Annotated in this window: 22 protein-coding genes; 12 read left to right on the top strand and 10 right to left on the bottom strand. The window is 47.7% G+C overall.

Annotation, left to right across the window (positions count from 1 at the left end):
- The first annotated feature begins 136 nt into the window (after positions 1 to 136).
- The 4 genes from DN730_RS07000 to DN730_RS06985 all read left to right on the top strand — a co-directional run bounded on the left by DN730_RS07000 (position 137) and on the right by DN730_RS06985 (position 2,041).
- Positions 137 to 685 (top strand): gamma carbonic anhydrase family protein, encoded by a 549-nt coding sequence (locus DN730_RS07000; protein ID WP_115467382.1) that lies wholly within the window; start codon positions 137 to 139, stop codon positions 683 to 685.
- Positions 678 to 1,133 (top strand): hypothetical protein, encoded by a 456-nt coding sequence (locus DN730_RS06995; RefSeq protein ID WP_115467381.1) that lies wholly within the window; start codon positions 678 to 680, stop codon positions 1,131 to 1,133. Before DN730_RS07000 ends, DN730_RS06995 begins: the two co-directional genes overlap by 8 nt.
- A gap of 87 nt (positions 1,134 to 1,220) precedes the next feature.
- Positions 1,221 to 1,847, top strand: a complete 627-nt coding sequence (locus tag DN730_RS06990) for an RNA polymerase factor sigma-70 (protein WP_115467380.1) — start codon at positions 1,221 to 1,223, stop codon at positions 1,845 to 1,847.
- A complete protein-coding gene (locus tag DN730_RS06985; RefSeq protein ID WP_115467379.1) occupies positions 1,844 to 2,041 on the top strand; it encodes a zf-HC2 domain-containing protein in 198 nt (65 codons plus the stop codon). Before DN730_RS06990 ends, DN730_RS06985 begins: the two co-directional genes overlap by 4 nt.
- Before the next feature lie 64 nt (positions 2,042 to 2,105).
- Here DN730_RS06985 and DN730_RS06980 read toward each other — a convergent pair whose 3' ends face one another.
- Complete coding sequence (locus tag DN730_RS06980; RefSeq protein ID WP_115467378.1) at positions 2,106 to 2,477, bottom strand: hypothetical protein; 372 nt, start codon at positions 2,475 to 2,477, stop codon at positions 2,106 to 2,108.
- A 129-nt stretch (positions 2,478 to 2,606) separates the two neighbouring features.
- Complete coding sequence (locus DN730_RS06975) at positions 2,607 to 3,338, bottom strand: DUF547 domain-containing protein (RefSeq protein ID WP_245957912.1); 732 nt, start codon at positions 3,336 to 3,338, stop codon at positions 2,607 to 2,609.
- A gap of 279 nt (positions 3,339 to 3,617) precedes the next feature.
- On the opposite strand from DN730_RS06975, the gene DN730_RS06970 reads away from it, so the two are divergent.
- Genes DN730_RS06970 through DN730_RS06955 form a run of 4 tightly spaced genes read left to right on the top strand, consistent with a single transcriptional unit; the run spans position 3,618 to position 6,019 of the window.
- A complete protein-coding gene (locus DN730_RS06970) occupies positions 3,618 to 3,893 on the top strand; it encodes a BufA1 family periplasmic bufferin-type metallophore (protein WP_115467377.1) in 276 nt (91 codons plus the stop codon).
- 8 nt (positions 3,894 to 3,901) lie between these two features.
- A complete protein-coding gene (gene bufB / locus DN730_RS06965) occupies positions 3,902 to 4,798 on the top strand; it encodes an MNIO family bufferin maturase (RefSeq protein WP_115467376.1) in 897 nt (298 codons plus the stop codon).
- The gene (locus DN730_RS06960) at positions 4,782 to 5,552 is read left to right on the top strand and encodes an HvfC/BufC N-terminal domain-containing protein (RefSeq protein WP_158541185.1); all 771 of its coding nucleotides are present in this window, start codon (positions 4,782 to 4,784) and stop codon (positions 5,550 to 5,552) included. The genes bufB and DN730_RS06960 overlap by 17 nt, the downstream gene beginning before the upstream one ends.
- Positions 5,549 to 6,019 carry a DoxX family membrane protein gene (locus DN730_RS06955; protein ID WP_245957911.1) on the top strand — a complete coding sequence of 157 codons (471 nt, stop codon included), beginning with the start codon at positions 5,549 to 5,551 and terminating at the stop codon, positions 6,017 to 6,019. Before DN730_RS06960 ends, DN730_RS06955 begins: the two co-directional genes overlap by 4 nt.
- Before the next feature lie 62 nt (positions 6,020 to 6,081).
- Here DN730_RS06955 and znuB read toward each other — a convergent pair whose 3' ends face one another.
- From znuB to DN730_RS06915, 8 genes are all read right to left on the bottom strand, one after another.
- Positions 6,082 to 6,873, bottom strand: a complete 792-nt coding sequence (znuB, locus tag DN730_RS06950) for a zinc ABC transporter permease subunit ZnuB (RefSeq protein ID WP_115467373.1) — start codon at positions 6,871 to 6,873, stop codon at positions 6,082 to 6,084.
- A gap of 18 nt (positions 6,874 to 6,891) precedes the next feature.
- On the bottom strand, positions 6,892 to 7,671 hold the full coding sequence (gene znuC, locus DN730_RS06945; RefSeq protein ID WP_115467372.1) for a zinc ABC transporter ATP-binding protein ZnuC: 780 nt from the start codon (positions 7,669 to 7,671) through the stop codon (positions 6,892 to 6,894).
- The gene (locus tag DN730_RS06940; protein ID WP_115467371.1) at positions 7,671 to 8,159 is read right to left on the bottom strand and encodes a Fur family transcriptional regulator; all 489 of its coding nucleotides are present in this window, start codon (positions 8,157 to 8,159) and stop codon (positions 7,671 to 7,673) included. Before DN730_RS06940 ends, znuC begins: the two co-directional genes overlap by 1 nt.
- Positions 8,159 to 9,070, bottom strand: a complete 912-nt coding sequence (locus DN730_RS06935; RefSeq protein ID WP_245957910.1) for a nickel/cobalt transporter — start codon at positions 9,068 to 9,070, stop codon at positions 8,159 to 8,161. The genes DN730_RS06940 and DN730_RS06935 overlap by 1 nt, the downstream gene beginning before the upstream one ends.
- A 140-nt stretch (positions 9,071 to 9,210) precedes the next feature.
- A complete protein-coding gene (locus DN730_RS06930; protein WP_115467369.1) occupies positions 9,211 to 9,819 on the bottom strand; it encodes a MarC family protein in 609 nt (202 codons plus the stop codon).
- A gap of 34 nt (positions 9,820 to 9,853) precedes the next feature.
- Positions 9,854 to 10,486 (bottom strand): LysE family translocator, encoded by a 633-nt coding sequence (locus tag DN730_RS06925; RefSeq protein ID WP_115467368.1) that lies wholly within the window; start codon positions 10,484 to 10,486, stop codon positions 9,854 to 9,856.
- Between the two features lie 33 nt (positions 10,487 to 10,519).
- Positions 10,520 to 11,098 carry a DUF1007 family protein gene (locus tag DN730_RS06920; protein WP_115467367.1) on the bottom strand — a complete coding sequence of 193 codons (579 nt, stop codon included), beginning with the start codon at positions 11,096 to 11,098 and terminating at the stop codon, positions 10,520 to 10,522.
- Complete coding sequence (locus tag DN730_RS06915; RefSeq protein WP_115467366.1) at positions 11,099 to 12,061, bottom strand: homoserine kinase; 963 nt, start codon at positions 12,059 to 12,061, stop codon at positions 11,099 to 11,101. It abuts the gene before it with no gap.
- A gap of 249 nt (positions 12,062 to 12,310) precedes the next feature.
- Here DN730_RS06915 and DN730_RS06910 point away from each other — a divergent pair, with 249 nt between their 5' ends.
- The 4 genes from DN730_RS06910 to DN730_RS06895 all read left to right on the top strand — a co-directional run bounded on the left by DN730_RS06910 (position 12,311) and on the right by DN730_RS06895 (position 19,646).
- On the top strand, positions 12,311 to 13,393 hold the full coding sequence (locus tag DN730_RS06910) for a sensor domain-containing diguanylate cyclase (protein WP_158541184.1): 1,083 nt from the start codon (positions 12,311 to 12,313) through the stop codon (positions 13,391 to 13,393).
- A gap of 123 nt (positions 13,394 to 13,516) precedes the next feature.
- Positions 13,517 to 16,246, top strand: a complete 2,730-nt coding sequence (gene polA, locus DN730_RS06905) for a DNA polymerase I (protein ID WP_115467364.1) — start codon at positions 13,517 to 13,519, stop codon at positions 16,244 to 16,246.
- A 192-nt stretch (positions 16,247 to 16,438) separates the two neighbouring features.
- A complete protein-coding gene (locus DN730_RS06900; protein WP_115467363.1) occupies positions 16,439 to 17,917 on the top strand; it encodes a Fic family protein in 1,479 nt (492 codons plus the stop codon).
- A gap of 34 nt (positions 17,918 to 17,951) precedes the next feature.
- On the top strand, positions 17,952 to 19,646 hold the full coding sequence (locus tag DN730_RS06895) for a ParB N-terminal domain-containing protein (protein WP_115467362.1): 1,695 nt from the start codon (positions 17,952 to 17,954) through the stop codon (positions 19,644 to 19,646).
- The last annotated feature ends 3 nt before the right edge of the window (positions 19,647 to 19,649 follow it).

Below are 19,649 nucleotides of genomic sequence, written 5' to 3'. Positions count from 1 at the left end.
ACAGCCAAGGCTGCCTGCTAAAATTGGTTGGCTCTGGTATATAACATATGTGGTCTTTCCGCTTTTTCAATGGGCACCACCCATCAGAACGATAGCTTTCAATAATGCTGCACCTTGAGTGCTAAGGTCGAAATACATGACAATCAAAACATTTCGTGGCTTCACGCCTAAATTGGGACAGCGCGTTTGGGTCGATGACAGTGCGCAGCTGATCGGCGACATCGAAATCGGTGATGACAGTTCGGTGTGGCCACTGGTTGCTATTCGTGGCGACATGCACAGAATTCGCATCGGTCAGCGCACCAGTATTCAAGACAACTCTTGCCTGCACATCACACATGCGAGCGATTACAAACCCGAGGGACACCCTCTGCATATAGGTGACGATGTCACTGTCGGCCATATGGCAATGCTGCATGGCTGCACCATCGGCAATAAAGTGTTGGTTGGAATGGGCACCACCATTCTAGATGGGGCCGTTATCGAAGACGAAGTCATCATTGGCGCTGGCTCTTTGGTACCACCAGGAAAACGGCTTGAATCTGGCTATCTCTATATGGGGTCTCCGGTAAAACAAGCGCGCAAACTCAGCGATAAAGAAATTGAGTACTTTCAGTACGCCGGGTTGAATTACGTCAAACTGAAAGACGAATACCTTGCAGAAGCTGAGAGTACCAATGAGTAAACGGCTACCAGCACCGTTTATCGGCGTTGCTTTAATCGCTGGCGCTGCTTGGGTCGCTGTTCAATCCTACCAACAGCACTTTTCTGGGCCCTTATTAAGCGACGCAGAACAAGCCAAAATCAACGTAAGCTTACTTAGCTTTCCACGTCCATTGCCAGCGCTCCACTCATCGAACGCAGGCAAATGGTTTGTGGCTCGGTTACAACCTGACTATTGTGACGCCATCTGCCAAGGCGACATGGCACAATCTAAGTCATGGGGTATAAAGGTCATAACACCTCAAGCCCCAACCTACGACGATATTGAGACGACACTCAGTGCGCCAAACTATTCAGCCCACCAAGGAAAGGTACTTCTGATCAACCCTGAAGGCGAATTTGCAGGCTCTCTGCAGCCACCTTATTCGGCACGGCGTGTCGCTACGGCATTAGAGAAATTGAATAAATAGCCCATTTCAGTGTAACAAGCCCTCGGCTTTGACCGTCTAATCCGTTACATTGCTAATGAGACCCTTATCACTAGTTGAGAATGACCCATGACGCAGCCTGCGGAGCGCCTTGATACGGCGCAACACATGAACCTTTTGCATGACACGGCCTTTATTGAGGATCTACGTAAACAAATGCTCAAGTTTGCGATCTTACAAGTACGACACGAGCAACTGGCAGAGGACGCTGTACAAGAAGCCATGATCTCGGCTTTTACCCATATTGATCGCTTTCAGCGACAAGCAGCGCTCAAAACATGGGTATTCGCGATCTTGAAAAATAAGATCATCGACCTGTTACGTAAAGAAAAGCGCTACAGCAACGCCAGCGAGTTAGAACAAGGCCAGAATAAAAATGGCGATGAGCTGATCGAAGCGTTATTCGAAGCAAGTGGCCATTGGCAAAAACATGAGCGACCTAAGAAATGGGACACCCCTGATCACGGTGTTGAAACAGCGGACTTTTGGAAAATATTTGATGCGTGTCTCAATGCATTGCCTGTCAAATACAGCCGCTTATTTATGATGAGGGAGTTTTTAGAACTTGCAACGGACGAGATCTGCGACAACGAAGAGGTCACTGTTAGCAACCTGAACACCACTCTATATCGTGCACGTCTGCGGTTACGCGAGTGCCTAGAAGATAATTGGTTTCACGGGGAGAAGACAACATGATTAAGTGCAAACAAGCGACGCAATTGCTCTCTGAAACGCTCGATCGACCGCTCAGCAAAAAAGAAGCGTTCGCATTAAAAGTCCATACTGCCATGTGCCCTGCTTGCCGTCAGTTTGGCAAACAGATGCACACGTTAAGAGAGCTTACCCAAGACTACATGAAGTCCGATTCACAATCGGATTCCCAAGACTAATACGCCTATCTGATAAACAACGGAGTCTTAATGCTCCGTTCTTGCGCCTTACATTCCCTTAAAATTACGAAGGATCTGTGTCTTTTTTCGTCTCAGCCTTTTTTGTCGTGCTCCGTTTTTTGGGCTTACTTTTCGTCGTTTTTTTAGCAGCAGACTTAGGCGTCACATCAGGGCTTTGTTCTGTTGAGTCAGTAGCTGGAGATTGTGCTACTTGATCTGATTTAACTGCGCTGTCAACATCGCTAGACTGACTGGCTTTATTAGACTTAGCCGCTTTTTCCACTGCGCCTTTGCTGTCGGACTTGCTAGCCGCCTTCTTCTCAAGCTTTTTTACCAACGTTTTTTTAAGCTTGGCAATTTTCTCTTTTTGTTTCGCAACTTTTTCTTTGCGAGCTTTAATCTCTGATTTAATCGCCTTCACTTCTTTTTTAGACATGCGATCACTCCTAACGGCATGGTGTAATAAGTGAGCTATAAATTACGCCATAGCTAGGCAAATAAATACAAAAATCTAAATATTCATAAAAACTTAATATTGATATCACCACTTAGTCACATAAACCGACTAACGAATTGAATTCAAACGCCAATCGTACGACAAAATGGACACCTCAGGTGTGGATTCCCGCCACGATCGACGTTGCGATTCAGTCGCCCCAAGCGCATCACCATAATCGGCTAAGAAACTGCCGAGAGAAGAATAACCACGCCAGCCTTTTTCAAAGTCTTCTCGGTACCATTTAAAAATAGAAGATAGGTAAACCGTGCCTTGATCCAAACGATTCCGACTGCGGTCCGACAGGAACTGTCGTGTTTGCTGGTTGAGTTGGTCGTTTAGCTGAGCGCCAGTGTAGGCCTCATTGCGCAGCGCGGGGCAGCCGATGCTAGCGCAGTTTACGGCGAAGTGAATTCTGGGATCCTCGTAGCGCCCTGCGCCACGTATCCAAGTATGTTCAATATGGTCCAATGACACTTTTTCGCCGAGCAGCGATATAAACGCTTGCTTCCAAGGGCTCGAAAACCAACCGCCAATGTCTTTAATCGACTCTAAATCTGGCCACTTCGTCAATATCAGCGCCACAGTAAAGGCATTGTATGCGTTGATTAAGAACGCCAACTGATCGGCCTCAGACCACTCTTCAAATTGCGCGTTAGAGACGCTCGAAAGTTGCGTTAGATATGACTGGAACGTCGCTTGATCTTGCGCAAACCCAGCGTAGTCAACTGCCGTCGACGCACCGTCATCTGTTGCTACCACATGCGCTTGCAACAATTGACTCCATGTCTCGTGTGTCAAAGTTGTATTCGCCATTGTAACCGGTGCATAGAGACACACGAGTACCCAGAGAGAAGTCAGTAGCCGGACCATTACATTACTCCATCAAAGATTTGTATTGTTATTAGACGTCCATCAAGCCACTTTTATTACGCCACAATGTTGAAAGACCGAAACGGAGCAGATTTCATCGCTCATTCCGGCCTTAAATAAAAATTTTATTTTTTTGTGTAATAAGCCACTCGCAGTGCCCGTCAAAGGACTGTAACTCATAAAACACATCCTTTGGAGGATACCCATATGTCTGCATCTAAAACATCTCTTGCTCTCGCTCTTGGTACTGCTGTAGCTCTTTCTGCGGTCGCTGTTCCTGCCTCTGCGGCAAGCAAAGAAAAGTGTTATGGCGTTGCGCTAGCTGGTCAAAATGATTGCGCGGCCGGCCCAGGTACCTCTTGCGCGGGTACTTCAACTAAAGATTACCAGAGCAATGCTTGGAAACTGGTTCCTAAAGGCACTTGCACCGATACGATGTCCAAAACATCACCAACAGGCCATGGCCAACTGGAAGCATTCTAAGGCGCTCCATGTTGACCAAGTCTGATCAGCAGGCCGAGGGTAGATCCATACCCTCGCGCTTTGCGCAGTATTCTGGCATCAGCCTCAAGCCCTGTTATTACGAGCAAATCCTCGCTGAGCTACCTGATGTCGGGTTCTTTGAAGTACACGCTGAAAATTACCTCAGTCTAGGTGGGCCTGCGCGTCATTACCTAGCGCGCATTCGTGAGCACTATGACATCACTGTACATGGCGTGGGGTTATCATTGGGCGGAGAAGATCCTCTCAACACAGAGCATTTAGAACGTGTCGCACAATTGGTCGAGCGCATTGAGCCGGTCATATTTTCAGAGCACTTGGCGTGGTCCAGCCATCAGCAACACTTCCTCAATGATTTGTTGCCCGCGCCCTACACGCAAGAGCGCTTAACGCTTTTATGTGATCACATTGACCAAGTACAGAATCGCCTAAAGCGTCAGATTCTCATTGAAAACCCTTCGACTTATGTCGAGTTCAACAGCAGCGCGATGACCGAGACAGACTTTATCGGACAAATGGTTGCACGCACTGGCTGTGGTTTGTTGTTGGATGTGAATAATGTCGAAGTCTCTTGCTTTAATCATGGGTGCAGCCCTTACCAATACCTACAAAGCCTACCGTTACAAGCGACGCAGCAAATTCACCTCGCTGGTTACGTACTGGACGAACAAGATCAGCCAGCATTGAAAATCGACTCCCATGACCAGCCCGTTGCCCACGAGGTCTGGCAACTTTACCGATACTTACTGGAGCAAATTGGCGATTGTCCGACTTTAATAGAACGCGATGGTAACCTGCCTGAGCTGACCACCCTTCTGCAAGAAGCTCATCAAGCGGATGACATTCGACAAAACACTCGCGAGGCTCACCATGCAAGCGCAGTTTAAAGCGGCCGTTTTTTCGCAAAATGACGCGTTGCTAAAGGACATCAAAGCACCCCATGCACACGAGCGTAATCAGCGCCTCAACGTGTATCGCAACAATGTTTTTAGCTCATTACAAACTGCGCTGGCGGATATTTTCCCTGTATGCAAGCAATTAGTCGGAGAGACTTTTTTCAATGCCATGGCGCATCAGTACATTATGCAGTGCCCACCGAATTCTCCGATTTTATCTCACTATGGTGACCAGTTTAGCGCTTTTGTCGCGCAATTCACGCCCGCACAATCATTACCCTATCTGCCGCTACTATGCGATTTAGAGTATCGCTTGCTGCAATTAACTCATCAGGCCGAAACGCCCACGTTAAGCCTTGATATGGCACAACAACAACTGAGCCAAATCCAAAATCCTGAGCAGCTTGAATTACACTTAGACCCAAACATTCAACTGTTGAAAGCGCCGTTAGCGATTGGCGCTTTGTATTTAGCGCACCAGCAAACCAACCCCAACCTCGATGATATTGATTTACAACAAACCGAGTACCTGTTGCTAGCCAAGTCGGGCTGGTACGGACGCTGCTACACACTTACGGAAGCTGAGTTTGTTTTCCTTCGCGGCATCAAAGCAGACCCTTTATTGCCTAACGCGATACCCGATATGGAAGCGTTTGACCTCGGACAAACCTTAGCGAAACTCATGACATGGCAAGTATTTACGTCCATCATTGAATCATCGGCCAATACACATGGAGAATCATGATGTTAATCCCTCTTCAACGCACCACTGAGCGAGTGTTTTCAGCCATTCCTGAATCACTAATATTGCTGCTTGCTCGCTTTGCCTTAGCGGCGGTTTTTTGGATGTCGGGTCAAACTAAAATCGAAGGTTTTGCTCTGAATCCGTTCTCGGGCACCTATGAGTTTGGCTGGCCGAGTCTAAAAGAAAGTACCTTTTTCCTGTTTGAATACGAATATGCTCTTCCCCTCATCCCTGCAAATATTGCTGCGTACATGGCAACTACTGCCGAGCATATCTTGCCGATTCTATTGCTGACAGGCTTGTTAACTCGCCTATCAGCATTTGGCATCTTGATGATGACCTTAGTCATTCAGCTGTTCGTCTACCCTAGCGCTTACGCAACCCACGCCACATGGGGCGCTTTAGCACTGCTATTGATGTATCGCGGTGGCGGCGCCGTATCAATCGACCAGCAGTTACTAAAATAACCAGACCTCCAGATCATAAAAAACGCGACCTTAGGTCGCGTTTTTTGCTTCATTCACAGGCCTTAGGCTGTCTTTCGAAATGGCCATGTATAAGCCATTAAAAACAACATTGCTGCGCACACTACAACACTTGGGCCGGTAGGCGTATCCCATTGATACGATGCCCAAAGCCCGCCGCAGACTGACAAACACCCAATCACACCCGCCAAACAAGCCATTTGCACTGGTGTTCGAGACAAACGACGAGAGGTCGCAGCAGGGATAATCATCAATGAGGTGATCAACAGCACACCCACGATTTTCATCGCCACAGCAATTACCAAGGCCACCAAGAGCATCAAAAGCAAGCGAATCGCTTCAACAGGATAGCCTTCGACTTTCGCCAACTCCTCATTTACCGTGACCGCCAACAAAGGCTTCCAAAATACCACCAACAGCAGCAGTACCAGCGCGCCCCCCCCAAATATCCAGTACAAATCACCTTGACCAATCGCCAGCAAATCGCCAAATAAATACGCCATCAAATCGATGCGTACATGGTCCAAGAAACTCACTGCCACCATGCCAAGGGACAACGCCGAGTGGGCCAAAATGCCAAGCAGCGTATCCGTCGCGATAATGTGCTTTTTTTGCAGCGTCACCAACACCAGCGCTAAACCGATACACAAAGCGATAATCGCCAAATTCAAATTGATATCAAACAAAAAGCCTAGCGCCACCCCAAGCAACGCCGAATGCGCTAAGGTATCTCCAAAGTACGCCATGCGTCGCCACACCACAAACGCACCTAATGGCCCTGCGACCGCAGCAACGCCTAAACCACCCATCAGTGCACGCATCAATAGTTCTAACATTTTCTACACTCTCCGGATTTAATGATGATGCTGGCAACTTGCACTGTGAACGTGACCCTCTTCCACGACTTCACCACTGTCATCATGGACATGATCATGGGAGTGGGCGTAAATCGCGATGGAATCTTCCGCACCTGGCACGCCAAACAAGGCTTGATACGCTGGATGCCCCTTCACGTGCTGGGGTGAGCCAGAACAACACACATGCTGGTTAATACACACCACAGTGTCCGTCTGAGCCATCACGAGATGCAGATCATGAGAGATCATCAAGACACCGCAATTGAGTTCATCACGGATGCTCGCAATCAGGTGATAAAGCTCCACCTGTCCGTTTACATCCACCCCTTGAACGGGCTCATCCAGCACTAATAAATTGGGCTTATTAAGCAGCGCACGGGCAAGCAATAAGCGTTGCGTTTCGCCACCAGACAACACTTGAACTTGCGCTTGTTCCAAATGCGGGATGCCTACTTTTTCCAAGGCTGGACGAATATCACGTTTGTCAACACCACGAACCAATCCCAGAAAATGCCTAACGGTTAAAGGAAGGGTCGGATCAATATGCAACTTCTGTGGCATATAGCCAATTCGCAACGTGGCATGACGGATTACGTCACCCGTTGTTGGAGACTGCAATCCCAATAACGTCCGAATCAAAGTACTCTTACCGCTGCCATTCGGGCCAATCAAGGTGACGATTTCTCCCTGATGCAGCGACATATTAATGTGCTCCAGCAAGGGACGATCACCAAACTGGATACTAATGTCTTTTAATTCAGCCAAGCGGGTACTCATTACTCAGCATCCTCTTTGCAATTGGCACACAGCCCGGTCAATTCAATGGTTTCTGCGCGTAATTGAAAGCCCTGCTCTGCCGCTTTATCGATCAGCGAACGATGGATATCTTGATAGTCAAACTCGGCGACATTTTGGCATTCGTCACATATCAAAAAATAACCCTTATGAGGTTTATCTGCGTGAGCACAGCCTAAATAAGCGTTCATGGACTCTACTTTGTGGATCAACCCCGCTGACAAAAGAAAATCGAGCGCTCGATAGACGGTAGGAGGCGCTGAGTTAAAGCCCTCTTCCGCGAGTTTTGCCAACAACTGATAAGCCCCCAGAGGGCGATGACTTTGCCAAATCAATTCCAGCGCGCGGCGGCGCACTTTGGTCAGCCGTTGACCTTGCTCGGCGCAAACCGTTTCCGCCGTTTCTAATGCCTGTTCGATACACACATTATGATTATGGTTGTGCTCGTGAGAGTGGTGTTCTTCGGTCATTAAAATGCCCGCCCTGCTATTTGTAAGTCACTGTAGATCATCGTGACACTGATAAAAATTAAGAGTAACGCGGCAATCACACCCAATATCTGGGTTAAACGCGTTCGCCATACAGAGGGCGTTAAACCAATACTCGCATCCCGCAACGCCACACTAATTAGCGCTAATGCTGACACCGTAATCGCCGTTCCTAACGCCATCACCATGGTCGCAACCATCCCCCAATGCAAAATGTCTGTGCTGCTGGAAAACAACAACACTAACACCGCCCCCGTGCACGGGCGAATACCAATCGCGGTGACCATCGCCCATGTACTGCGCTGGGCTGTTTTATCGACTTTAGATCCATGGTGACAAGAAGAGTCATGATGATGATCGTGTTCGCAATGCGCGTCGGCATCATGGCTATGGTCATGACCACAGCTAGATTTGCCCCGCGCTATACGCCAAAGCATCCACACACCTATCGCGCCAATCGCAATGTAGGATGCCATTTCGAGCACACGGGTGGTCTCGGTCACCATGCCCGCTAAGGCAAATACTTGCGACAACATAAAGACCAAGGCAATGGCCACAATACCTTGTAATAACGCCGAGCTAAACGCCAACTGTACGCCTTTTCGAAATGGTGCTTTCGTAGCCAACATATACGACGCAATCACAGCTTTACCGTGACCCGGCCCCGCCGCATGAAACACGCCATACAAAAAGCTCGCAACCATCAAGCTGCCGATCAGTAACGGATCTTCTTGGCGTGCCAAAGATTGAATTAGACGCGCCAGCTCACGATGGAAGTCACGCTGCTGCTCCATTACCCAACGCCCCATTTCAAACACGGCGACTTGATCAGCCGCCCAAGCGCTACTTGAGGCAAGCAACACGCCGATACTCAGCCATTGGAGAAAGCGCACATTGTACTCCCGTTTCATAAAGTATTATCGTGTTGTTATGTTATAACAACCAAAACCTAGCTTGAAGACGTTTCACACGTCAATAGAGGAAATAGAGAGGGATGACTGGGCGTCTAACGACGCCCAGCCAACAAAACCGATTAGGAGGCCGGCGTTAAAAACCCCATGACACCGCCCATAAAGATCTGCGCGGCCATCGCGGCCAAAATCAAGCCAGTAATCTTAGATAGGATATTCAGTCCCGTACGCCCCAATAGTTTCTCGATCAGCGAGCCAGAATACAAAATGATGCCCAAGGTCAACAACGCGCCAACCAACCCTAGGACGCCGATCACTAAATCCCAGCCTTGAAATTCCGCCCCGTAAACGAGGATCGTACCTATGGTTGCTGGGCCAATAATCGTCGGCACCGCCAGCGGCACGACCGATACATCGTCACGCTCTTCGCTGGGCATGCCCGTGGCATGATTGCGAGTGCCGTCTCGAACGAGACTGATTGCAGACATAAACAGCAAGATGCCAGACCCAATACGAAACGAATCCAATGTAATCCCCAGCACGTCGAATAACGCACTGCCGAAAAACATCAACACTAACGCGATGGCCAGGGCAGCAATGATCGCCTTATTGGCGACACTTTTACGAACCTGCGGCGTATCGCCACGGGTCAATGCCAAAAACATCGATAACACAAAAAACGGGGCAAAAAGGAAAAAGAACTTAATCCAAGTCGAAATCAATAAACTCATGAAAGGGAATATCCAGTATGCACGACCAACGCGATCAGCGCTGAGTCAGTGCCAGTTTTACGCCAAAGCCCACCAGCAATACGCCGGTGATGCTGTCCAAGACTTGCGCGACTTTTGGTCGCGCCAGCCAAACTCGCGCGCGATGAACCATCACGGCGAGAAACGTTTGCCACACCATCGCTATGATAAAATGAAGTGCGGCCATAAATAGGGATTGCGCCACAGCCGAATACGCTGGGTCAATGAATTGGGGCAAAAACGCCATGTAAAAAACGATGGTCTTAGGATTCAGAACATTTGACAAGATGCCTTGACGAAACGCGCTGCTCGCAGTGATTTCACGACCTTTTGGGAGCGTTAGCGTTAACCCTTGGGGTCGCAACGCACTGCGTAACGCTTGAATGCCAAGATAGGCCAAATACAAGGCGCCAGCCATTTTAAAAGCGGTAAATAAGGTCGCAGATCCTAGCAAAATAACCGATAAGCCCAAGGCAGAAATGGTCGCATGGGCAAACAATCCTAAGCAAATGCCTAAACTGCAAACGAACCCCACGCGCCACCCCGCGACCGCAGAACTACGCAATACAAGAAGAGTATCGACTCCAGGACTCATGGTGAGCACAGAGATCGCCAATAGAAACGGTAGCCATTGAAAGTGCTCTAGCATTGTTGGGTTCTCAAATGAATCATGGGAGACACGCTAAGGATCGCACGTTACGTCGACCCAACCTTCCATATAGAAGGCATCCGCTTTTGCAGGCGTGGGGGTACAGGTTTCCGCTAAGATCCCCGTTAGCTGAATCAAGCCATCATCAGGGATCACCAGTGCAAAATAATTTTCACTGTCGCCGAAACCTAAGCGCAGAGGGTGGTCCCTTAAATCCACCGCGTCGGGCAACGATATCCCTAAATCGACGGTTAATTGCTGATCTTTCACATCAAGGTCGGTGATCGTGACCAGATCCGGTTTGATCGGCTCGTCATCCACTTCAATTTTTAGAAAATAGCCATACTGCGCAAGGTTGGTCATGGCTTGCGCCGCCTCAGCTTTTTCTTGGCCTTCCAGTTTGCCGTCGGCATTTGTGTCAAACGCGATCAACATATCCATGCTCGAAAACAAATCAAATGTCCAATGGGCATTAAGCGTTTTAACGACAGGTTGGGCAAGGTTAATCTGGTAATACGAATCAATCCAAATATGTGGGTGCGCAGAGACCGCCTGTGGCAAGCTTGCCACACCGGATACCAGTAGAGAAGTCAGCACACCACGCCACATCATCTAGTTCTCCATCAAGCTAGGAGCAAAGCGTACCCGAGAGGCTACGATACGCTGAAATTCTTCAGGGTCATGTTGCTGGGCAAGGCGCTCTGGGTCATCTTTAGCACCATGCCATGCTTCGAGGCGAGACAACCAAAAACGCACGCCTGCAATACGCAGCATGTGCGGCCAAGACACAATCTCAGCAGCGCTCGGCTTGCGCTCATGAACATACTCATTAATCAACGCGTGGTACTTATCCATATCCAGTTCACCCGTACTGAAGTCGGTACACCAATCATTGACGACAATGGCTAAGTCGTACATCAACCACGAATAACAGGCATTGTAAAAGTCGATGATGGCAGACAGCTGATCGCCTTCAAACAAGGTATTGTTGTAAAACAAGTCCCCATGAATAGTGCCTTTTGCCAACTGATCGTCGTACTCGCCGATGAAGGTGTCAAACTCTGCGATTTGCTCCAGTAATAAACGAGACTGCTCTGGCGGCAACTCAGGGGCCAAAGATTTGGACGTAGCGCGCCACCAATCCATACCGCGGTGGCTTTCGCGATGTTCAGGAAAATCCATCCCGGCACTGTGCAACTGCGCCAGCACTTTCCCCATCAAACGGCAGCTTTCAACCGTGGTCCCTTCTAACAACCCACCAGCGAAGCAATCAACGATGATCGCAGGGCGTCCCTTCACCACACGTAAACGTTCACCATGATTATCGATCAACGCCGCAGGAACATTAAAGCCCTTATGTTTCAGGTGCGCGACAACATCTAAAAAATACGGCACTTCTTCTAACTCAAACTCTTCAAACAAGGTTAAGACATACTTGCCTGTCGTCGTCGTGAGAAAATAGTTGGTGTTTTCCACACCGCCAGAAATGCCTTGGAATGACACTAATTCACCTAAGTAATAATCGGCCACGAGGCCGCGCATGTCAGAGTCCGTGAGAGTTGTGTAAACCGCCAAGAGATGCACCTAAATTATGAAAAATCGAGCGTAATTGCCTTAGAGCGCTTATGCTCCACAATAAGAGCAAAAAGGTCAATTCGTTATGATAAAAACCTCGCCTAAGCGTTGCGCTAACTGCGGTAATATTTTTAACGTGCAGACATCGCTTGTAAACGCTGGCATACTAAAATCAACGGATAGATGTGCCCCTGTCTTTGTCGAAAGATGAATACGAGACGCACAGCCAGTCACAATGGGTTAATGTTTATGTATCAATTGGTCTTCTCGACTAGAGCCACCTACATTGCGTTGTCTTTCTATAGTGTCTTTACTGTATCGATTGGCGTATTCAATATGATTACCCAAACCGGCCATATCATAGACTATGTGATCCCCATCAGCAGCGGTATCGCCATTACAAGCTTTCTGATCTATTTTCATCAAGATCCCAAACACCACCAGCCAAACGTCATTAAAGCCTTAGTCATATTGAATGCCTACGCCTTCATAACCCCCGCTTGGTATTTTACCGTTGGTGCCGTTTGGAGTAGCTGGGCCTTCATCGATGAGTTTCCACCGGTCAGCGGCATCATGCTCATCGCATCGGCTGCGTTGGTCGTAAAAGCGCCAAGGTCTTGGTTACGCTTTGTCCTCATCACTTGGGGACTAGTATGCACCCCGATTATGGTGTATTTACTCACCCACTCCGTAGAACTGAACACGCCCAGAGGCCGAGAGATGTTGATCTTTTTTGGCCCAGGCGGATTCATTCTATTGATCATTTTAACCTATCAGCGAAAACTCATCGCACGCTTCTCACAAGTACAAGATAACTTGCAACGATCGCGTCGACAGGCGGAATACGATGAGCTGACAGACATTTGCAACCGACGCGGTTTAATTTCTTGGCTGTCTCGTGACGAAAGCAAAACGCCCGATGTCAGCGGTCTTATTATCGATATTGATCACTTTAAATACATCAATGACACCCACGGCCACGAAACGGGCGACGCAGTCCTCAAGCACGTATCACAGGTTTTGGGCTCTCATATACCAGAACAAAGCTGCCTTGCACGCTGGGGCGGAGATGAGTTTGTCATCCTACTCAAGGACATGTCGGCCAGCGACGTACAAAAGGTAGCGGATGACTGCCTCAACTCAATCCGTGAGGTACTTTTCCCGAGCGTTGGTCACATAACATGCAGCATCGGCGCTGCACCGAACCTACAATCCAGCGATATTGACACGATTATCCGCAATGCTGATGCCTGTCTGTATACCGCAAAACGCCAAGGCCGCAACCAAGTAGTCATCAAGCAACCGCAGGAACCTCTGACAATTAGCCAATAAACCAAGGTTAGGGCAAAAGAGCACTGTAAATTTCTGTTGAACGCCCTAGAATAGGCAACAATTACGGCGTTTTATAACAGAGGTTTTATTTTGGCTACGGACACACTCACAAGCACTTCCCCTATGGTTTTGGTAGATGGCTCGTCTTACCTATACCGTGCTTTTCACGCGATTCCACCGTTAACCACCAGCGATGGCCAACCCACCAACGCGGCACGCGGTGTGATCAGCATGATCCGCAGCCTAATTAACAGCTACCCCAACTCCCCCATCGTGGTGATCTTTGATGCCAAGGGTAAAACCTTCCGCGATGAGATTTACAGCGAATACAAAGCCCAGCGCCCACCGATGCCAGACGATCTGCGCGTACAGATCGAACCGATCCACCGTATGATCGAAGCCATGGGATTACCACTTGTGGTCATCGATGGCGTTGAAGCCGACGACGTGATCGGCACCATCGCCAAACAAGTGGGTGCTGAGGGTCGTGAAGTCATCGTTTCAACGGGCGACAAAGACATGGCGCAGCTCGTGACCGACAAAGTCACCTTGGTCAACACCATGACCGACACCGTGATGGACGTGGCGGGCGTCAAAGACAAATTCGGCATTCCGCCTGAGCTGATCATCGATTACTTAGCTCTGATGGGCGATAAAGTCGATAACATCCCGGGCGTACCGGGTGTAGGCGAGAAAACCGCCCTTGCCCTACTGCAAGGTATTGGCTCCATCAAAGAGATCTACCAGCGCTTAGACGACATCGCCGCACTGGGCTTCCGTGGTTCAAAAACCATGAAGAAAAAGATGGAAGACAACCAAGACATGGCGGAGTTGTCTTACACCTTGGCCACCATCAAATGCGACGTCGAACTGCCATTTGATCCGCACACCTTGAAAAACGAAGAGATCAATAAAGAAGCCCTAAGAGAGTGGTTCCAAAAGCTGGAATTCAAAACCTGGCTACGCGACATCGATAAAGCGCCTGCTCATGGCAAAGCCGACGACACCGTCGACAATGAAGATGAGCCGGTACAAGCTGCCAACATTGATGTGGACTACGACACCGTCTTAGATAAAGACAGCTTCAATGCGTGGCTGAAGAAAATCCAAGAAGCAGACTTGGTTGCCTTCGACACGGAAACCACCTCGCTCAACTACATGGCGGCGGAATTGGTCGGTGTCAGTGTCTCGGTTGAAATCGGTAAAGCCGCATACATTCCCGTCGCGCACGATTACGAAGGCGCGCCCGAGCAACTTGACCGCGACTGGGTACTTGAGCAATTAAAGCCTTGGCTTGAAGACGACAACCAGAAGAAAGTCGGCCAGCACCTCAAATACGACGCCAACGTGCTCAACAACTACGGCATTACCCTGCGTGGCATCGCGTATGACACCATGTTGGAGTCCTACATTTTCAACTCCACTGCCACGCGCCATGACATGGACAGCCTTGCGACCAAGTTCCTCGGCCACACCACAGTGAGCTTTGAAGAAATCGCAGGCAAAGGCGCGAAGCAAAAAACCTTTAACCAAATCGAGCTGGAACAAGCGGCGTTCTATGCAGCCGAGGATGCCGACATCACCCTACGCTTGCACGAAGCCATCATGCCGAAGCTGGAAAAAGAAGGCGATTTGGTCAGCGTACTCAAAGACATCGAACTGCCACTCGTCCCAGTACTGGCCAAAATGGAACAAACTGGCGCATTGATCGACCCTGAACTGCTGCACGCACAAAGCGCTGAAATCGCCAGCAAGCTACAAGAAATCGAGATCAAAGCCCACGAAGCCGCAGGTGAAAGCTTCAACCTCAGCTCACCGAAGCAACTGCAAGTGATCTTGTTTGAGAAACAAGGCTTGCCCGTGATCAAGAAAACGCCAAAAGGCCAACCTTCGACTGCGGAGCCGATCTTGCAAGAGTTGGCAGAGCAATACGAACTGCCCCGCTTAATCATGGAACACCGCAGCCTCGCCAAGCTCAAGTCGACCTACACCGACAAGCTACCCGAGATGTTGCAAAAGACTGGCCGTATTCATACGTCTTACCATCAAGCGATCACCGCGACGGGACGCTTGTCTTCAACCGATCCGAACTTACAGAACATTCCGATCCGTACCACCGAAGGCCGCCGCATTCGCCAAGCGTTTGTTGCACCCGAAGGCTATAAACTGATCGCGGCCGACTACTCGCAAATCGAGCTGCGCATCATGGCGCACCTATCACAAGATAAAGGGCTCTTAGACGCCTTTGCGCACGACCAAGATGTGCACAAGGCGACCGCGGCAGAAGTCTTCGACACCACGGCAGACGAAGTGACCAGCGAACAACGCCGCCGCGCCAAAGCCATCAACTTCGGTCTAATCTACGGCATGTCGGCCTTTGGCCTTGCGAAGCAACTCGGCATCGGCCGCCCAGAAGCGCAAAAATACGTACAGCGCTACTTCGAACGCTACCCGGGCGTGCGCACCTACATGGACAACACCCGTGAAAGTGCCAAAGAGAAAGGCTACGTCGAAACTATCTTTGGCCGTCGCTTATACCTACCAGAAATCAAAGCGAAAAACGCCATGATGCGCCAAGCCGCCGAACGCACCGCGATCAACGCCCCGATGCAAGGCTCCGCCGCGGACATCATCAAACGCGCCATGATCAACATGCACCAATGGCTCGCGGAAACCGACCTAGACGTGAAAATGATCATGCAAGTACACGATGAACTCATCTTCGAAGTCGCCGAGAAAGATTTAGAGGCTGCGCAGGAAAAGATTGTCGAGATTATGCAGAATAGCAGCGAGATTGACGTGCCGCTGTTGGTTGAGGCTGGGGTTGGGAACAACTGGGATGAGGCGCATTAGGGCGCCTCTGATTTCAAAATTCGTGCTTCAGGGGGCAAATCACGTCCTTAAGGATTTATTTGCCCTTTTTGTAATTTTTTTCTTGAGTAAATCGTTCTTTGTAATAAAAATATTAACGCTATAATGATTTTCTCGGGCAAATAACCCCATGTAATGAAAATCTTAGCTTTGTAAATATTTTTTAGGCCAACTATGAAACATGCACCCGTAGGCTACGCGCACTTATTAGAATACACCGACATCGCCGCCATGCCGTTACAGGTGTCTGCTCGTGTTATGCCCGTAACCAAGGTTCAGCGTATTGAGAATACCTTAGCGATACCCGCAGCGTTAGCGTCTGCTGAGAATATTCTCGATCACGTGCTGTTTGCTCTGAAATACGAAGATCTTAATTTACAAATACTCTCTCAAGCTCTGCCTCAGGTGGAAGAGAGCGAGCTTTTAGCAATCTATGAATCGTCCCCTATGGGCAAATATATTCGTATAGCCTGTTTACTCTGGGAGCATTTCAACCAGCAGCTATTACCACGCTCCACTGAGTTGAAGCGTGGTAACTATATCCCTTTATTAGATCCTAAGCGTTTTATCACCGCAGATAACCAAGCAAATAAACGCTGGCGCGTCTATGTCAATGTAATCGGCTCCTTAGACTACAGCATCATTGTGAGACGCACTGAACGATTGGAAAAGGCTCTAGTGCAAAACACACTTCAAAAAGCCAAAGAGTTTACTGATAAGTTAGATGACGCCATGCTCAATCGAGCTTTATCGTGGGTGTATCTGAGTGAAACCAAGGACTCTTTCGCTATCGAGAAAGAGCAGCCCGATACCAATAAAATCCAGCGCTATACCAACCTATTGAGACAAGCACACATCCCCCGTGCAATTGATGAAGACTATTTAACAGAATTGCAAAAGGCCACAATCAACAATCCCTATGAATGGGCCGTGTCCTATCGCAATGAGCAGAACTACTTAAGTAATGGCCCTGGCTCTATCGGCGTCACGTATGTCCCACCCTCACCGAATTTATGTCGTGAACTCATGCAAGAGTGGGAGCAACTGACCAACAAGTTGCCAGAGCACGTAGATCCTATTGTGCTTGGCGCGGTTATCGCATTTGGCTTTGTATTCTTACACCCTTTTATGGATGGTAATGGCCGTTTGTCACGCTTTATGTTTCATCACGTACTATGTCACAGCGGGCAACTTGCGAACGGCCTATTACTGCCCGTGTCAGCGGTACTCTACAACCGAGAGCGAGAATACCTCGAAGCCCTAAGTGCCTACTCATCTGAGACTCGTCCGTTCTGGCAAGTGGATTACCTTGATGCCGAAAACTTCGCCTTTGAATTCAAAGGCCATGAGTCCATCTACCGCTATTGGGATGGCACCGCCTGTGCCGAGCTGATGGCGGAAGCCTGTGACGAAGCCATGGAACACTATATCAAGCAGGAAGTGGCGTATCTCAACCAATACGACACCCTAAAACGCCATATCAATAAACGGTACGATATTAATGAGAGAACACTTTCAAAGTTGGTAGTTTTCTGTTTAGAGCAAAACGGCAAGATCTCTAAGAAGCGTAGAGATCAGCTGAAGTATGAAGTGCCTGAAAAGGTGTTTGATATGTTAGAAGACGTATACTCAGAAGTTCAGTGTAACAATTAATTTTATATAGAAAAATCCAACAAGGAGAGCATCAGTGGAAGAGAACAATTTTATAGAATATGAATATGATGCCATTGCATTTAGACAAGGGCTAGAATCTGAATGGACAGTTTCATTTTGTGCCTCAGCAGATCAGATTATTAATTGGGTTGGTATTCCACAAAAGAAAAATTTCGATAATGTGGAAAGCTCAGGATTCCAGAGAACTATAAAAAAAGAACGAATGGGAAGTCTTATAAGCTTTTTTAATGATCCAAAAAACATTATTCAGAACCCTTTACTATGTGCAACAACAAATAAATCAGACACCAGAAAAATCGGTTCTTTCTTTACTCCTGATAATGAAAACAGTGACTCATACTCTCAAAAAGGAAAGTTATTAATAAGATCAAAGAACTTCAATAAAAAAAGTCTGCAAGAGCTTCTATCTCTTTTCAGAGAAACTCTTGAAAAAAGAGTTCCTGAACTTGTTAACTCTAATATTGACCAAGAACTATTAGCAAAAATAAAAGAAATCTATTACGGAAGTGATTATGTTGAGCAATCATCTCCAGAAGACACCTCTCCAGATGTAGCTTTAGAAGTAGAAGATTCCCATATACAGGATTTATGGCAAGAGATTAAATGTAGAGAGATAGTACTTTCAGAGTCCGGCAGAGACAACCCAGAAAGCATTTTAGGATTTGACAAAGCATCAATTATATCTTATCTACTTCCAGTAACTTTGGTCGATGGACAGCACCGTCTCATGGGAGCTATTGAACAGTACAATAACTTCAAAGACTCTAACACTGGGCTAGAAATAATTGAGAAATTAACTTCCGAAGATCTATCTATCACAGACCTAGAAAAACGTGTTTCTGAGAAGTACTGTAGAAAACTTCCTATTTCCATGATACTTAGCGAAGATCCAGCTGAACACGTTTTTCAATTTGTAGTTGTAAACCAAAAAGCTACTCCTATTAACTCTGCTCTTCTTGGCACAATTGTATCTACTACACTTAGCTCAAAAGAGCTTGAAAGTGTATCTCATAGGCTAAAAAACGCTGACATCCCACTAGAAGACTCTAAGGCCATTTCATTTGCAACTAGAGACCCTGAGAGCCCTTTCTTTAACTTAGTCCAAACAGGAATTACCGGGGAAGACTATGGAAAACTCCCCTGGACAGTCATGAAAGGTCTTGTCTCTATTTTTAAAGATTTAAAAGGTGCGAAATACTATAGTGACACAGTAAAAACAGACTTCTCAGACTTATGGAAGCGCCGAGTTCTAGAAAAATGCGATTTAATTCCTGGAGATAATATAGAGGAAAAAATCGAAAACTGGAGCTCTGAAAATGGACTCTGGAGAGATTTTTTCATTTCATTTTGGAGCAAAATAAGAGATACATTCGGATCAACTAGTGACGTAGACAGAAAGAACTATTGGGGAAACACAAACTCAAACTTATTCAATAAAGTATCTTTAAACATTCTGGCGGCTGACTACTTCAAGTATATATCTGGATCAAAATATGAATTTAATGAAAATTCAGATGTTGAAGCCTCAATAAATGATTGGTTAGAGGATGTTGATAGAAGTTATTTCGATAGAGATTGGGTGCTAAAAGATATCAAAAAGGACTCACCAGGAATTAGAAAACAGTGGTCTCATCTGTGGATGAATTATAGGGAAGATCCTAGGAAACTTCCAGCAATAAGTCAATATAGAAATAGTTTTTCAGGATAAAAA

Origin of the sequence: Marinomonas piezotolerans, from assembly GCF_003362755.1 — a bacterium.
In the GTDB taxonomy this organism is placed as follows: domain Bacteria; phylum Pseudomonadota; class Gammaproteobacteria; order Pseudomonadales; family Marinomonadaceae; genus Marinomonas; species Marinomonas piezotolerans.
Note: the sequence above shows the minus strand (reverse complement) of the source record. Positions and strands in the feature narration are given on the sequence as shown.

Excerpts from the sequence above, each read along its gene's own strand:
- DN730_RS07000 (WP_115467382.1), top strand. The coding sequence starts at position 137 with ATGACAATCAAAACATTTCGTGGCTTCACGCCTAAATTGGGACAGCGC.
- DN730_RS06995 (WP_115467381.1), top strand. The coding sequence starts at position 678 with ATGAGTAAACGGCTACCAGCACCGTTTATCGGCGTTGCTTTAATCGCT.
- DN730_RS06990 (WP_115467380.1), top strand. The coding sequence starts at position 1,221 with ATGACGCAGCCTGCGGAGCGCCTTGATACGGCGCAACACATGAACCTT.
- DN730_RS06985 (WP_115467379.1), top strand. The coding sequence starts at position 1,844 with ATGATTAAGTGCAAACAAGCGACGCAATTGCTCTCTGAAACGCTCGAT.
- DN730_RS06980 (WP_115467378.1), bottom strand. The coding sequence starts at position 2,477 with ATGTCTAAAAAAGAAGTGAAGGCGATTAAATCAGAGATTAAAGCTCGC.
- DN730_RS06970 (WP_115467377.1), top strand. The coding sequence starts at position 3,618 with ATGTCTGCATCTAAAACATCTCTTGCTCTCGCTCTTGGTACTGCTGTA.
- bufB (WP_115467376.1), top strand. The coding sequence starts at position 3,902 with ATGTTGACCAAGTCTGATCAGCAGGCCGAGGGTAGATCCATACCCTCG.
- DN730_RS06960 (WP_158541185.1), top strand. The coding sequence starts at position 4,782 with ATGCAAGCGCAGTTTAAAGCGGCCGTTTTTTCGCAAAATGACGCGTTG.
- DN730_RS06955 (WP_245957911.1), top strand. The coding sequence starts at position 5,549 with ATGATGTTAATCCCTCTTCAACGCACCACTGAGCGAGTGTTTTCAGCC.
- znuB (WP_115467373.1), bottom strand. The coding sequence starts at position 6,873 with ATGTTAGAACTATTGATGCGTGCACTGATGGGTGGTTTAGGCGTTGCT.
- znuC (WP_115467372.1), bottom strand. The coding sequence starts at position 7,671 with ATGAGTACCCGCTTGGCTGAATTAAAAGACATTAGTATCCAGTTTGGT.
- DN730_RS06940 (WP_115467371.1), bottom strand. The coding sequence starts at position 8,159 with ATGACCGAAGAACACCACTCTCACGAGCACAACCATAATCATAATGTG.
- DN730_RS06930 (WP_115467369.1), bottom strand. The coding sequence starts at position 9,819 with ATGAGTTTATTGATTTCGACTTGGATTAAGTTCTTTTTCCTTTTTGCC.
- DN730_RS06925 (WP_115467368.1), bottom strand. The coding sequence starts at position 10,486 with ATGCTAGAGCACTTTCAATGGCTACCGTTTCTATTGGCGATCTCTGTG.
- DN730_RS06920 (WP_115467367.1), bottom strand. The coding sequence starts at position 11,098 with ATGATGTGGCGTGGTGTGCTGACTTCTCTACTGGTATCCGGTGTGGCA.
- DN730_RS06910 (WP_158541184.1), top strand. The coding sequence starts at position 12,311 with ATGTATCAATTGGTCTTCTCGACTAGAGCCACCTACATTGCGTTGTCT.
- polA (WP_115467364.1), top strand. The coding sequence starts at position 13,517 with ATGGTTTTGGTAGATGGCTCGTCTTACCTATACCGTGCTTTTCACGCG.
- DN730_RS06900 (WP_115467363.1), top strand. The coding sequence starts at position 16,439 with ATGAAACATGCACCCGTAGGCTACGCGCACTTATTAGAATACACCGAC.